Here is a 14,334-nt window from a genome sequence, read left to right on the forward strand (position 1 = left end):
CAGAGCTCGCATCCCATACTCGAGTCTGCGTCGAGCTCACCTGGCACCGTACTCCCCGTACTACACGTGGGGCTCACCCATTGTCGCTTGCCAGCGTGATGGGACCACCTCGTTGCCACGAGCATGGGACCACCTGGGGGTGTGAGTGAGCATCACTGGTCCTGCTCCTTGGTGTCAAGGGTGCCGCGCCGGTGGGTGTCGCGTTGGCGGTAGGAGGGGCCCTCGATGACGAGGGTGTGCGCTCCGGAGGTGAGCCTGTCGATGGCGGACTGGGCCAGCAGCGCGTCGCTGGTCATGGTCAGCCATTCGGAGGGCTCCCTATTGGAGGTCACGATCGTGCTGGCGCGGCGGTGCCGTTCGACGACGAGCTCGTAGAAGTCGTTGGTCTGGGTGGCGTCCAGGGCTCGGAGCGCGAAGTCATCGAGGATGAGGACGTCGACGCGGGCGAGCTTGCGGAGCTCGGCCTCCAGGGTGTTGTCCAGGCGAGCGGCGCGTAGCCGGGTGAACAGCTTGTCCGCCCGGGCGGCGTGCACGCTCAGGCGGCGCCGGATCGCGATGTGGCCCAGCGCGGTCGCCAGGTGTGTCTTCCCCACGCCGACGGGACCGAGGAGCAGGACGTTGTTGCCGGCCTCGGTGAAGGCCAGGGTGGTCAGGTCGGACAGCATGGCCCGGTCGTAGGTCAGGTCCTCCAGCTCGTCCCAGGACTGGAGCCGCATGGAGGGGTCCAGGCCTGCCTTCGCGGCGCGCAGCATCGCCGAGCGGGACTCCCTGCGGGTGATCTCGTCGTCGAGGATGAGCTGCAGGAACGCGGCGTGGCCCATCTTGCGCGCTCGGGCAAGGACGAGCCGTTCGGGCAGGGTCTGGGTCATCTGCCCAAGCTTGAGGGCTTTGAGGGTGCGCGTCAGGTCGACCCCGACCGGGTCGACGGGCCCGGCCAGGGTGCTGGCCTCGTGCGCGGCGGTGGTGCTCATGAGTGCTCTCCTTCGGGCTTGGTGGTGGCGGCTGCGCCGCCGGGGAGGAGGGTGAGCCGGGCGGGCCCGGCGCCGGCGTACTCGGCCGGGTCGCGGGCGAACCTTCCTGTGGGGCCGCCTGCCGCGGCGGGCAGCACCGGTGCGGTGTGCTCGGTGGCGCGCTCGAGCATGGCGGCGATCTTGGTCACGGAGACCACGTCCAGGTCCAGGGAGCGTGAGCACGCGGCCTCGACCGCCTCGGGCCCGTAGCGGCGGACCAGGCCCAGGAGGCGGTACACCGCGCGCATCCTGGTCCAGGGCAGCGGGACCTGCAGCAGCCGCTCGGCGTAGATGCCGATGCTGGGCCCGTGTCCGGTGCAGGCGCCGATCAGGGCGGCCAGGTCCCGCATGGCGTACCCGGCCTTGTGCTCGGGCAGGTCGGCCCTGTCGGTGGACCGTCGCCCGGGTGCCTGCCGGGGGTGGGTCTTGACCAGGCGCCCGCCGCCGGGCCCGCTGGTGTAGAGCTTGACGAGCTCACTGTCGGCGCGGGCGTCCAGGTACTGGCCCAGGTGGGCCTCGGGCACCGAGTACAGCGCCTTGGCGACCTCGACGTGGTAGTCGCGGTGGACCTTGACCCGGGTGAGGACGGGCTGGTCGTAGTGTGCCGGCACGGGCAGCAGGCAGCCGGCCTCGAGGCGGGCGAACACCTCCAGGGGGCGGGCCTGGATCGTGCCGTGGATCCGCATCCCGGCCCGCCCTGCGCACCACGCCTGGGCGTGGGCCTGGGCATCGGCCAGGTCGGTGAAGTCCTCCCCGGCCCAGAAGTTGCCGCGCACGTACTGGACCGCCCGTTCTACCCTGGGCTTGTCCTTGGGGGAGCGGACCCGGGCGGGGTCGGTGACGAACCCGGCGTGCTGGGCGTAGTCCAGCCACCCGGTGGACAGGCGCGGGTTGACCGCGTCGGCGTCGGTCACGACCGGCTTGAGGTTGTCCGGGATGAGGACCTTGAACACGCCGCCGAAGAAGGCCCACGCGGCCTCGCAACCCGCGATGACCGCGGTCAGGGTCTGGGAGTACGTCAGCCAGACGAACACGTGCCGGGAGACCACGGCGGTGAAGATCAACGCGTGGACCTTGCGGCGTCGCCCGTCGCTCGGGTCGACCAGGTAGCCCATGTGGCCGAAGTCGACCTGCAGCTCCACGCCCGGCTCGCCGTCGTCCACGCGGACCGTGGTCTCCTTGGTCCGGTAGCCGCACCGCTGTGTGGCGAACCGGTGCAGCGTCCGGTAGGGCACCACGACGCCCTGCCGGGCCAGGAGCTCCTCGATCTTCACGATCGACAGCGCCCTGGCGTCCTTGCCCTCGCCCTTGACCCAGGCGGTGATGGCCTCCTCGTGGGCGAGCAGCACCTCCCAGGAGGCGCCGTGCCCGTTCGGTCGTGCCGGGCGCACCGCCTCCACGACCGCGCCGACGAGCGCGTCGTCGACCGCGGCCCACCCGGCCGAGCGCTCCAGCCCGGCCTCCTGGGCGGCCTGCACGTACCGGCGCGCGGTCTTGCGGTCGACCCCGGCCCGCTCGGCCACGGTGCGCAGCCCGGCTCCCTCGAGCCACCCGCGCAGCACTTCTCTGACCTCGATCACGCTGACCTCCCTGAATCCCATGCCCGCTGAACCTCCACGTCGACGACGCTGACGAGACGATCCAACGAGCGATCCGAGGACCCACCAGGCAGGCGCGCCGGGTGGTCCCATGACTGGCAACCCAGGTGGTCCCATGAAGCTGGCAGAAAACCGCTCAGAGCGGTCCCATGCTCATGGCAGGCGACACCCATTCCTGGATTGAGCGAACTAGTTCTGGAGCGGACGGACCGGCGCGAAGTCAGGGCGCCTTCTTACGCCGGCACCACACGCCGCCTTGCCCTTCTGCAAGGAGAGCTCATCCGCACTGCAGGACTGGACCACCCGCACACGCACGACTCCAGGCAAGAGAAGCACCAAGGAGACGCAGACTAGCGAGCAGCGGCATGGTCGGACGCTACGCGTTCACAGCGGCATGGTCGGACGCTACGCGTTCACAGCGGCAGATGCGGGCGTCCACGGCCTGGCGGTGCTCCGTCCAGCAGGTAGCGTTTCGGGCATGTCCGACGCACTCGAGATCCCCGTCCTGACCGGTCCCGGTGTGTCCCTTCGACCGCACACGATGGACGACCTCGGGCCAGTCCTTGAGCGGTGTATCGATCCCGAGACTGTCCGTTGGACCACGGTGCCGACGCCCTACTCGAAGGAGATGGCAAAGGAGTACCTCGCGGAGATGATCGAGCCGTCGCCCGATCGTGTCTCTTGGGCGATCGAGAAGGATGGGGCGTATGCCGGCACGATCGATCTACGCTCCGGAGGGGGCGAGGGAAAGCATGCCTCGGGGGATGTTGGCTACGTTACCCACCCACGGACCCGTGGCCGGGGCGCCATGACCGGGGCTGTGGCGCTAGCGCTTGACCATGCCTTCGGCTCGCTCGGCTGGGAGCTGCTGGTCTGGCAAGCGAACGTGGGGAACGTCGCAAGCTACAAGCCAATGTGGCGAAACGGATTTCCCCTGCCGCTCGCCGTCCCGGCGCTGCTGAACCACCGCGGCGTGATGCGGGACGGTTGGCACTCCGTTCTGGAACCGGGGATGGCGCGAGTACCAGCGCAGACCTGGAACGAGGCGCACGCTGCGCTGCTGGTGGACGTCGAGATGGCGCGCCGTCCTGGGTAACGCTTGCTGGTTCCATCGGAAGGGCTCGTGTCGGGGTGCGCCCACGCGTGAACTCGGTTCTGCTGTCCCCGCAGCGGCACGGTCGAGCAGCAGGCGACCAGCGGCAGTAGCGTGCGGCCACGCCCAGTGCGGCATGGTCGGACGCTACGCGTTCACAGCGGCAAAGTAGTGCGTCTGTCGGAGCTCCGAGCCGGGCCGCTGCAGCACACGCCGGACGCTTGGATTACGGGCTGGGTGATCCAGGTGCGAGGACTGGTTCGCATGGGCTAACCGGTCCGGAGGCGACGGCGAAGTCAACGTTGGAGTGTGAGCCGCTGACAACGGTTACATGATCGGGAAGATCGAGGTTCTGATCCGCGATCTCGTCGTCGGTCATGGGCAGGACTGACCAAGTCAGCACGAACGTTTCGTCGTCACGTACCGCCCCAGGTGGGATCGTGACCGCGATGCTCTGATCGCTGATCGAAGTCATCAGCCCGGGGGTGGCCCGTTCGCTCTTCTGGAAGCGCCCAGGGGAGCACGTCTGCAGGTCCGGCAGGTAGGTGATGTCGGCGTTGATGCCGTGCTCGACGAGTGCGCGCTCAAGGCCCGAGGCGTCCTCTGGTCGGGTGATCGTGACCTTGATCTCTCCAGCGTTGCCCTCGCTGACGGAGAACGCGGGTGTCGGCTTCAGTGCCGGGACGACAATGAACGCGGTTGCTGCCGCCGCGGCACCGGCAACGATCAGCAATCCTCGCCGGGGGCGAGGCTGGTGCCGTTGGGCGACCTCTGCGCGCAGCGATTGCAGCAGCCGGGTCTCGAAGTCGTCGAGCTGAGTCGTCATGAGGGCACCTCGCTAAGTGTTGTCGGCAGAGCGCTGCGGAGCCGGGTCCGGGCGCGGTGGTATCGGGTTCTCGCGTTCGCAGCGGTGATGCCCAGGACGGCGGCGGACTCGGTGAGGCTGAGTCCGTCGATGGCGACCAGTTCCACAACTGCGCGCTGGGTGGCGGGCAAGGTTTGCAGAGTCCGGTACAACTGGCGGGTTGCGCGCTCGGCGTCCAGCCTCTGGTTGATCCGTTCGACCGAAGCTTCATCCAGCAAGGCCCGTCCGTTGACCTTGCCCAGAGCACGCAGCTCGCGTGCATTCTTCCGCTGGTGATCAGCCACGACGTTGCGTGCAATCCCGGTCAGCCAGGCGCCCGCGGACCCTTTGGCTTCGTCGTACCGGTGCGCTGACTCGATGACGGCCAAAAAGATGTCGGCCGTCAGGTCAGCGGCAGTATGGGCGTCGTCGACACGGCGTGCGACGTACTTCCGGACGAAGCTCAGGTGCTCGCGGTAGAACGCCTCGAACGCATCCTGGTCCGTCCCGATCTCTTTCATGACTCTTCTTCGTCGATGGCGGGCCGAGTGTGACACACCGTAGACCAGCAGTCGTCCCGGCATTGTGATCTTGCCCGGACCCGTCGACGGCAGAGTCGGACGTGGGCGCTCCGCGGACCGCTATGGTCGGTGGATGAGCGTCATGGCTCACCGCATCGGCAGCATGTGGAGTCTGCTGGCCTGGCTCATCGCCGGCAGCGTCATCACGTTCTTCGGCCTGTCCCTAATGACCGTGGGTCTCCCCGTCCTCGCGATCGCGATTGCGGCTGCCGCCCTGAGGAACTGGAAATGGGATCTGCCGTGGCTCCTCGCGGGCGCGACGGCTCCGTTGCTTTCGGTCGCTTGGCGGAACCGTGGCGGGCCCGGTGATGAGTGCATCGCGACCCCGAGCGTGTCTGGCTGCGGGGAACTCCTCGACCCGATGCCCTGGCTGCTCTTTGCCGTGGTGCTTCTCGCGGCCGCCGCTGGGATTCTGGCGTATGGCCGCTTAAGCAGGCCGGCGCTGCAATCCATGGGTTGACGACCAGCGACATGACCGGATGGGTGTCCCACTCCTGGGTAGGCTGCGCTGGTGATTGCGTCGGAGAGGCCCGTGGAGGTCTTCGTGAGCCCGGCGGAGCCCGGGGACCGTATGAGTTTCGACGTTGTGCGGTGGAGCCGCACCGGAAGTGTTGCTGTCCCGGACGCCACGGAGGTGCTCCGAGCCTCGTGTCGTTCGGTGGAAAAGGTGAGCGATGAGAGCACTATGGGCGCGTTCCTTACCTCGGATGCCGATCTCGACGTCGTCGCTGCTGGGCAGACAGAAGCCCATTTCTGGCTGGCAGCTCGGTACATGCTGCCGTTCCGCCCGCGCAAGGGTCCTTGGCCCGCCCTGCGCGCGCAAGCCGACACCGTGCACCGAGTGACGTTCAACGAAGTGATCGACGCCGCGGCCTGGACGCACTGGAAAGCCGGGGTCAGGGTGCGCGAGGTCGACCTCGGGCTGACTGATCGCCCCTTCGCCCGAGGCCGGATGGAAGCCTTCGAGCAGGGATTGTGGGACGGCGTCGTGCACCGTCCCGAGCCCGAGCCGCGACTGGTGCCCGTGTCCTCGGAGTATCAGCTCGACATCCATGCCCTGATCGCGGCCGAGCCGGCGGAGAACCTGGTAGTCGAGCCCGACGGCACCCGGACCCTCTTCCTCAGCGGTGAGCCGGAGTTCCTCCTGGCCGAAGGGCCTGTTCGCTATGGGTCGGGCTTTGTCATGGACGGGTCCGATCCCACCCATACGGCTCGGCACTTCATCAACCCAGACACCGCCAACCTCACGCCGGTCCGGGACGACGGGATCGACGACGACGTGGACCAGGAAGCACTCATCGCCGCCGCGCTCGAGGACTGGTTCGGCCTCTCCGGTCCCACCGAGCAGTGGGACTGGCCCTGCCAACTCTGGCGCACCCGCCCCTGAACCCTCAACCATCGCGAATCGTCGGCCGTCTGCTCAGCGCCCGCCCTCGATAGAGGAATTGTTCCGCGAAACACCGCCAGAGTCTCAGGCGACCGACCCGCGGCAGATCCGTGCCCTTATTAGGCCGCCTAGCGGATGATGGTGGAGTGCGTGATCACTACCCACAAGACGTAGACATCGACGCTGCTGCGGAGCCAGGCGTGTGCACGGAGCCTGACACGAGCATGACGGGTCCCGCCTTGATGCTCGACGTCGACGGTGAGGTATTCGAGGTGCGAGCGGATGGACAGGGAGGGACAGACTACGTGTGGAGCAGCGGCCCGAATCCAGGCTACGGGTTCGGCCTCGGCCCGACTCGGGACATGTCTCTGGAAGAGCACCGGGAGAACATCCATAACTTCCTCGCGGAGATCGACCCCGCCACTGGCTACCTCCGAGAGGCTTGAGTCCGCTCGCACCGCCGCTGATGTCCGGCGCGTAGTGGACGTGCACAACTCTATGGGCCTCGGTCGGCGCGCCCGGCGGCAGATGCGTGCACTGCGATCGTGCCCGCGTGCCGGTGAGTCCTGTGACTACAGTGATCGGGCATGTAACTGCAGGGTGTAGTCGCGGCCTGAATCCGCCGGTCTGAAGGAGTGCTCTGGCGACGTAGTTGGTGAGGTTGCGGAAGCCGAGGGCCAGGCCGCGAAGGTGCTTTAGTCAACCGTTCACGGTCCTGGTGGGCCGTTGCTCATGCGAGGCCGGTCGAATTCGGTCAGGACGTCCTCGGTCAGGGCGTCGGGCAGGAGCAGTGTCGGCGGCAGAGGGTCCATGAACCGGGCGTCGTCCTTGATGAGCCCGTGGCTGGCGGGTCCAGACTTGTCGGCGTTCAAGATCCGATCGTGATCGTCGGACCGTCGGGCAAACGATCCCACCACTTCCCGAATCGGGAGAACACCGCAGGCTCTCGGTCGGCAAGGAAACGTCGCAGATTCCGCGCTTCGCCGTTGAGATCTTCGAGGGTTGCATCGTCCAGCGGTTCCAGCGGTCGGACTTCGATCGCGTCAGCCGAGGCCCGCCAGACACCTCGGACGAGACCCTCCACCATCACGGTCGGGAGGACATCGCCGTTTCGTCGGATGACGTGCGGGCGGTGCTCGTCGGGGATCACGCGCGAGCGGTCCGCATACGCGAGCAGCACGCTGTCCCACATCCCCAGCAGGCGCGGCGGGAGCGTTGCCCTTTCGGCTTCCGGTTGGGGCTCGCCACCGTTCACATCGACAAGCTGCGCTCCGTCCGGCCCAGCGACAGCGACAACATCGGCCATCGAATTCACCACCTCCCGGAGGGCCGACCGCTTGAGGATGGTGAACTGCGACATGTCGGCGATGGTCGCTGGGCCGAACGCTGTGAGATAGCGACGCACGAGTTCAGCGGTTGCGGCTGGTTCGTCATCGGCGGCACTCCTGCATGGCAGGAAGGCCGGACGTCGACCGAACGACCAGGGGTCGGCTGTCGGGGCGTTCCGGAAGGCGCCGACGATTCGCAACGCCGACCAGAGTCGCGCCGGGTCGCCGGCCTCAGGAACGAGCTCGGAGAGCAGCCGCTCCATGTCGGCGTTGCTGTGCGGTGTGGCGATCACCTTCGACAGCCGCTCGAGGAGTCCTTCGATCCGTTCCGTACTGAGCCCGATGCCGTCAAGGATGTCGTAGTACCCGGCGTCGTGTGCTCGACTCTTCATCGCTGCCCTTGCCCATGGGATGTCGTTTGCGGCGACGGCGTGCAGCGTGAACCGGAACAACGACGCCTTCACGATCGCACCGTCGGCCAACGCCCGGTCAAGATCGCTCGCCTCAAAGCCATCGATGCGATTCCAGAGCGCAAGATACAGGGACGCCGGTTCTTGAGCCTGCAGTGTCATCACCGATCGCACGGCATCGGTTGCCCCGGTCTTTTGGCGCGACGACAGCCCCTGGCGAACCATCGTTTCGTACGTCATCGCTCCCCGAGTCCACGCCGCCACGACAACAACTAGACCACACCAGCACGCACTTCCACCACGATGCGCGACCATCGATAGGGACTGCCGCACCGACAGGTGACACCGGTGCCACAGAGTCGTGTGGGAGACGGACACCCTGCAGGCGGCAGATGCGCGCCTCTGGCGGCCTTTCACAGTGCCTCAATCTGCGCTCGACCCCGTGGGGGACACACCCGTGTGGTGGCCTGCCAGTCGCAGGGACGCGTCGCCCCACGACCCGGACGCGCAGCCGGGCGGTGTTGCTTGCTGGCGCTGCATACGCTTGTACCCGTGTCGTCGATTTCTGTGCTGTCGCTCCACGGTGTTCGGGTACTCGGTCACGCCACAGCCCGGCAGGTCGGGGAACTGTACGGGCTTGACCCGGGGGACGTTCAGGAGAACCTTCTGGATGCGGAGGCGCGCGGTTTGGCCCGTCGCCCCGCCTATACCGACGGCAGCGGCTGGTCGATGACGGATCTGGGGCGGCGGCAGGGCGAGCAGATGTTGAGCGATGACCTCGATGCTCACGGCACACGGCAGAACGTGGTGGATGGGCACGGGCGCTTTCTGCCACTGAATGAACGTCTTGGCCCCCTCATGACGCGCTGGCAGCTCAGGCCTACAGACGATGATCCGCTCGTGTTCAACGACCACTTGGATGCCGGATACGACCGGGCGATTCTTCGCGAGCTGGACCGTCTCGTGGCCGAGCTGGGGAACGTTATGGCGGTGCTTGCCGCCGAGGTGCCCCGGTTCGGGGTTCACCAACCGCGCATGGACGCAGCCCTGGCACAAGCCTGGGATGGAGACCACCGATGGGTCGACTCACCAGAGGTGGCTGCGGTGAATCTTGTCTGGATACAGCTGCACGAGGACTTACTGGCCACCCTCGGCATCACGAGGGGGACAGAGTTCTAAGGGCACGAGCGAGCCGTCAAGACGAAGCAATCAGACTGCGCAGGTCGCGGCATTTCCGGACGTTTCGCCCGGATGGCGGGCCGCCTCGAGACGTCCGGCTTGAAGCGAGATAGCAGTCGTTCGCTCTGGCGCTACCGCTGCGAGGGGGTGTCCATGCCGGGGGCAAAGTCCCCACTGGTGGCCACGTGAGGTCCCAGCTGGTGGCCAGGCAAGTGTCCCCACCCTCTGCTCGTGTCGTCCATGAGTTGAGCCCCTGGGCGGTGACGGTGTCGGTGTCTAAGCCAGTCACCGCACCGCCCAGGGAGCTCCATTTAAGAAAATGGGGGAAGAGTTGGACATCATCACCGCCTACGAGACCGTGGGCGCCTACCGTGGCGCCGCTGATATCTGCGGCACCACCCACAAGACCGTCAAGCGGGACGTGCAACGTCACGCCGCTGGTCAGGGCCGCCCGGTCAAAGCGCCTCGGCCGGCGAACTACGAGGATGTGCGTGGCCTCGTCGCCGCCTGTGTCGACACGGCCAGGGCACGGATCAGCGACAAACGGCTGCTGCCGAAGGCCCGCGCTGGCGGATACACGTGGCTAGGCGCAGCGTCCAGAAGGCCGCAACTTCAACCGCCGTGAATACCGCGGTATCCCCGAACACGATACCAACTTGTTCAGGTGCCACGTCATCCCCCTCGTGGGCAGCGCCACTCGTGCCGTCGAGAGGGCCAGCCAGGATAGTAGCAAGGGAAACGCCCGGCTCTCGAACTGGCTGGGTTGCGTCAATGCAAAGCTGTGGGCTTGTCTCAAGGTGTTGCCAGGGCGACGAGGACGGAATGAGCTGACTGGTCCGCCCCAATACAGGTGCTGTGGCTCCGGAGAGACTCCGAGCCGGCGCAGACCCCTTTTGGTCACTCCAGGCTCGGACATCTCCCACGACCCGGCTGGGATCGCCCACATGGAGAGAGAGGGGCCGTACACGCGGGGAGATCCTTTCGCCACCAACCCCGACAGCCCTTGCCAGGACAAGTACGCACTCCTCACAGGCTGCGGCGAAAATGACTACGTACAACATGCTGAGCAACGATCCGCCCGAATACAGTCGCTTTCCCCAGCGAGGTGCCGGTCATGTAACCCGCACCGTGAAACCCCCCGGTGATCTCACCCACTGCGTACAGATTTTCCATCACGGCCTGGTGCACGTTGAGAACGCGGCCACAACTGTCAGTCGTCAAGCCGCCGTAGGTTGAGGTCATGACCGACTTCGAGCGGTAAGCGTAGAAGGGCGGCGTGTCGATCTCTATCAGATTGCCGGAACCGCTGCACAGATGCGTACGACCGAACTCGTCCGTCGCGGTCGCGACTCCGCGGTTATATCGAACAACGCTATCAGCAAGTGCGGCAGCATCGATACCCTCCAATTGCGCCAGTCTGCAGATCGTATCACTTTTCTGCAAGTGGCCCTTCTGCTCAAGGGAATCGAGGTCCTTGATCAAATCGCTTTCTCGACACATCGCTCGTATTTTCGAATCGAAGATTTGAAAGGCCACTTCCCCGGGTTGCGCGAGCACCGCCCGACCCAACGTCTTGTAGTCGACGGACTCGTTGACGAACCGCCTCCCATCCTGGTTTACTACAATGGCGCCCTTGTAATAAGCGGTGACCAACTCATCGCAAGCGTCGTCAGAACCTGGGTGCGCGCCGTAGGTGCCCGAAACGGAGCACATGTCCGCAAGACCAGCTCCGAGCGAGCGCGCAATTTTCAAGCCGTCCCCGGTGTTTCCCTTACCGCCATGCGGAAGGGCGGATAGTTGGTCAGGCACAAACTCCTGCAGGAGATCAACGGCCCGTGTGAATCCACCGGTCGCTAGAACGACGCCGTCGCGGCCTACGAACGAGCACTCGCCCCCCGGCGTGTCTGCCACCACGCCAATCACCTTTCCCGAGCGAGCTTGCAGCATTCGCAGTCCCCGGTGTCGCACCCTTATGGCGCCGCCCGCGGCTACAAAGAATTCCTGCAGAATGCTCAGCGTACGGTGCATGTGAGCTTGGTGAGCCCGCGCCGCGCTCATCCCGGCGCTCAACTCGAGGGCCCGAAAGACGACTCCGTGTCTCTTCAGCCAAAGATACGTCTCCTGTTGCTTCGCTAGGTAGGCCCTCAACAAAGTGCGGTCGCTTTGACCGTCGCCCGTTCGAAGAAGGTCCTGCATAAACAAGTGATCTGAGTCGCCGACGCTACGTTCGCGTTGCTTTGCTGTACCAGAGAAGGCAAACCACCCGCCGCTCATCGCAGATGACCCGCCCACCTCCTCAGTCTTTTCCAGCATGAGCACACTCAAGCCAGCTTCCGCCGCCGACGTCGCAACCGTGTGACCGGCTATGCCGGCGCCGAGTACGATAAGATCGAAGACTTCTGTGCAGCGCAAATCGGGGTCCCGCCTCTCTCGACCCAACAGACCACCAGTGGGGCATGGTCAGTATCAGGTACTTAGTCCTCGGACGCCAGAGCCCAGCCCGCGCTCGCGCCTATTGGGCTTCGACATCAGTGCGCGAGGGGACCAGCGGCGGGGCCACCGCCGCGCGGCCCGCGCCTGTGCTCGAACATCGTAATGTCCCGACAGCAGCTTTGGGCCGTCGAGCCGATACTCGTTGCGATGCAGGCACAACCGATGTATCCACGCCCTTACCCTGGCCGTCCAGCTTGTCTCGCCGGCTTCACCTCAATGTCCCGATCATCTCCAGCCGTTGTGCGTCGGGTTGTTTGAGACACCACTGTCGCCAAGCTATTGACCCCCGGGCCGAAGATTCACTGTGCGACTTGACGATGACGGTGGCTGAATCGGACCGATGATGGGGGCCGCGGTTTGTAGGTGCTGATCGGCCCATGCGACGTAGCTGCGCGGCCGAGTTGAAGGCGGTGATCCTGACCCAACCACCACCACGACGACAGGCACGGGCACGTTCAAGACTGGGCTGCACAGGAGAGCAACGCCCCGTGCTCAAGCCAGGGCGGATGTCGCGGCAGCGGCCACCGCGTAACAAGGCCGGGGAACCAGACACAGGGACGGAAGCGGGTGTCTCAGCCTTCGCACATCCTGTCGCTAGCATGGGCCCGTGCTCTGGGACAGCGAACTGAACGCCACGATCGCCAGCGTGATCGCGGGCCTAGCCATCACCATCGCAGTCACGTGGCTGTACACCGCGGACCCAGATCCGGGGGGACGGAGACCAATCAAGCACCATGTTGGACTCTCACTGGCCTACTTGGGGTTTATTGCGCTCCTGATCCAGTTCCTGCCTGCAGATGTGGCGCCGTCACTCACTTCATCCTTGGCTTTGCTCATCTGCAGCGGCGTTGCTGCCCTCGCGATGCACGTGGGCTCCTACCAGTGGAGGCAGCGTGCTTCCCTCAAGGCCCAGCTGGACGGTGACATTCACAAGGCTTTAGTCACTGACGTCATCACCCCCCCGGCGTTAACGCTCGACGCCGAAATCCTCGTCAATGCGACGGTTTCCGACTATAGGGAGCACATCCTTGCGGCGGAAAAGGCCGCCGAATCCTTCGCGTTAATCCAGTACCGTATTGCTCCGCACTTTCTCGGAGAAGGCGCGATCCAAAGGATCGCGGAAGGCCGCTACGGCGAGGGCCACCCAGACGCCATCGGTTACCGTACCGGGCAACTCGAGCGAAGGAACAATTTCCTCCAAAAGTTGTCGGCCGGTGTTCCTTGCCGAGAGATATACTCTCGTTCACAATTGCTCGCATACGTTGAGCAACGTGGGCGGCCTGCGAGTGGCACCAACCTCTCGCCACAAGAAGTGGTTGATAGCCTTGAGCGTTGGATTCACCATCTTTTGAATTGCCCCACGTATCATGCCGGCATCACGGATGCCAGGATCCCGCTAAAGTACCACCTGCTCGGCGGAGACGTGGTGGTGCTCCATGAGCCGGTACGTGTGGACGACCACTACCGAGTGAACTCGCTGTTTATCTATAGCAGCGCCGTAGTAAATAGGTTTGCTAAAGACTTCGAACTAATCTGGGCAGGCATTGCACCGGAGTGGCGTTCCAGTCAGGATCTGGCGGCATGGATTCGGAGCGACCTCATCCCCTTAGCACGAAAGCGAGTGACAACCCTTGGGCACTAGGGAAGAGACAATTCCCGTCGGCGCCATACTTGCAGGGGGGCAGGGTTCGAGGATGCTGATGGCACAGGGACAAAAGGGCTTGACCCCTCTGCTGGGCCAGCCACTGATAAATTACACCGTGGGTAGTATGGCTGCAGCTGGCATCGGCGTTATATACGTAGCTACATGGCCTGAGAATGAGCTACTGTTCGAGCATTTGCGGTCTCGATGGTCCTCACTTCACTTCGAGCTTGTCAGAGTGGAACTCGGTGGTGGCACTGGACAGGCGATGCTGCGTGTTTTGGTCGAGTCGAAGCCGGGGCCAATCGTGGTGGGGACAGCCGATACGGTCATGCGAACTGGGGCGGTCACGAGGCTCTTAGAAGACATTTCACTGACTACGCCAGGACCTCAGTTGCACCTTCTTGTTACGCATTATGTAGAAGATGAAGACCCTATCTGGGTTCATTTGCATAGTTCCGGTTTAGTGACCGCTTTCTCCAAAGGCATACCTCCCAGCTCTACCGTCTTTGCGAATGTTCGATGGTTATCTTCGGCAGGACGCACCACCTTACTGGAGCTGTGTTCACGGCATGAAGCACTCCGAGCAGCTCGGAGCAGTGGCGAACTCGTGCGAGCCCTTATCGCTGACGAATATTGTCGCGTGACTGCTTCTGTCGAGGACCCGGTGTTCGACATTGATAGAGACATTGACGCCTTGCGCACCGCTGAGTGGATCGCCTCAAACAAGCAGGAATGGGAGCGGCTTCCTTGAGTATTGATAGCCCTT

Annotated in this window: 14 protein-coding genes and 1 pseudogene; 8 read left to right on the forward strand and 7 right to left on the reverse strand. The window is 64.8% G+C overall.

Annotation, left to right across the window (positions count from 1 at the left end; translation table 11 throughout):
- Positions 1–152: 152 nt before the first annotated feature.
- Both istB and istA read right to left on the reverse strand, forming a co-directional pair.
- Positions 153–971: an IS21-like element helper ATPase IstB gene (gene istB / locus DV701_RS13220; RefSeq protein WP_114928888.1), complete on the reverse strand. Its 819-nt coding sequence runs from the start codon at positions 969–971 to the stop codon at positions 153–155.
- A complete protein-coding gene (istA, locus tag DV701_RS13225) occupies positions 968–2,611 on the reverse strand; it encodes an IS21 family transposase (RefSeq protein ID WP_114928889.1) in 1,644 nt (547 codons plus the stop codon). Before istA ends, istB begins: the two co-directional genes overlap by 4 nt.
- Positions 2,612–3,086: 475 nt before the next feature.
- Between istA and DV701_RS13230 the strand changes: the two genes are divergently transcribed.
- Positions 3,087–3,704: a GNAT family N-acetyltransferase gene (locus DV701_RS13230; RefSeq protein WP_162803028.1), complete on the forward strand. Its 618-nt coding sequence runs from the start codon at positions 3,087–3,089 to the stop codon at positions 3,702–3,704.
- Between the two features lie 223 nt (positions 3,705–3,927).
- Here DV701_RS13230 and DV701_RS13235 read toward each other — a convergent pair whose 3' ends face one another.
- Positions 3,928–4,527, reverse strand: coding sequence for a hypothetical protein (locus tag DV701_RS13235; protein WP_114928893.1), 600 nt, complete (start codon positions 4,525–4,527; stop codon positions 3,928–3,930).
- Positions 4,524–5,066, reverse strand: coding sequence for an RNA polymerase sigma factor (locus DV701_RS13240; RefSeq protein WP_114928895.1), 543 nt, complete (start codon positions 5,064–5,066; stop codon positions 4,524–4,526). The genes DV701_RS13235 and DV701_RS13240 overlap by 4 nt, the downstream gene beginning before the upstream one ends.
- A 133-nt stretch (positions 5,067–5,199) precedes the next feature.
- Here DV701_RS13240 and DV701_RS13245 point away from each other — a divergent pair, with 133 nt between their 5' ends.
- The 3 genes from DV701_RS13245 to DV701_RS13255 all read left to right on the forward strand — a co-directional run bounded on the left by DV701_RS13245 (position 5,200) and on the right by DV701_RS13255 (position 6,959).
- The gene (locus tag DV701_RS13245; protein WP_114928898.1) at positions 5,200–5,586 is read left to right on the forward strand and encodes a hypothetical protein; all 387 of its coding nucleotides are present in this window, start codon (positions 5,200–5,202) and stop codon (positions 5,584–5,586) included.
- 207 nt (positions 5,587–5,793) lie between these two features.
- The gene (locus DV701_RS13250) at positions 5,794–6,513 is read left to right on the forward strand and encodes a hypothetical protein (protein WP_162803029.1); all 720 of its coding nucleotides are present in this window, start codon (positions 5,794–5,796) and stop codon (positions 6,511–6,513) included.
- A gap of 146 nt (positions 6,514–6,659) precedes the next feature.
- Entirely contained in the window at positions 6,660–6,959 is a 300-nt protein-coding gene (locus tag DV701_RS13255) for a hypothetical protein (protein ID WP_114928902.1), read from the forward strand.
- Between the two features lie 151 nt (positions 6,960–7,110).
- On the opposite strand, the pseudogene DV701_RS18300 reads toward DV701_RS13255, so the two are convergent.
- A pseudogene (locus DV701_RS18300) lies at positions 7,111–7,277 on the reverse strand (transposase); the annotation flags it as partial.
- 104 nt (positions 7,278–7,381) lie between these two features.
- Complete coding sequence (locus tag DV701_RS13260; RefSeq protein ID WP_162803030.1) at positions 7,382–8,491, reverse strand: winged helix DNA-binding domain-containing protein; 1,110 nt, start codon at positions 8,489–8,491, stop codon at positions 7,382–7,384.
- A gap of 312 nt (positions 8,492–8,803) precedes the next feature.
- Between DV701_RS13260 and DV701_RS13265 the strand changes: the two genes are divergently transcribed.
- Entirely contained in the window at positions 8,804–9,430 is a 627-nt protein-coding gene (locus DV701_RS13265) for a transcriptional regulator (RefSeq protein ID WP_162803031.1), read from the forward strand.
- Between the two features lie 331 nt (positions 9,431–9,761).
- Complete coding sequence (locus DV701_RS13270) at positions 9,762–10,055, forward strand: hypothetical protein (RefSeq protein ID WP_202863532.1); 294 nt, start codon at positions 9,762–9,764, stop codon at positions 10,053–10,055.
- Between the two features lie 401 nt (positions 10,056–10,456).
- On the opposite strand, the gene DV701_RS13275 is transcribed toward DV701_RS13270, so the two are convergent.
- The gene (locus tag DV701_RS13275) at positions 10,457–11,869 is read right to left on the reverse strand and encodes an FAD-dependent oxidoreductase (protein WP_324616589.1); all 1,413 of its coding nucleotides are present in this window, start codon (positions 11,867–11,869) and stop codon (positions 10,457–10,459) included.
- 661 nt (positions 11,870–12,530) lie between these two features.
- Between DV701_RS13275 and DV701_RS13280 the strand changes: the two genes are divergently transcribed.
- Entirely contained in the window at positions 12,531–13,565 is a 1,035-nt protein-coding gene (locus DV701_RS13280; protein WP_114928910.1) for a hypothetical protein, read from the forward strand.
- Positions 13,555–14,319, forward strand: a complete 765-nt coding sequence (locus DV701_RS13285) for an NTP transferase domain-containing protein (RefSeq protein WP_228255028.1) — start codon at positions 13,555–13,557, stop codon at positions 14,317–14,319. Before DV701_RS13280 ends, DV701_RS13285 begins: the two co-directional genes overlap by 11 nt.
- The last annotated feature ends 15 nt before the right edge of the window (positions 14,320–14,334 follow it).

It is taken from the genome of Ornithinimicrobium avium, assembly GCF_003351765.1.
Taxonomy (GTDB): Bacteria; Actinomycetota; Actinomycetes; order Actinomycetales; family Dermatophilaceae; genus Ornithinicoccus; species Ornithinicoccus avius.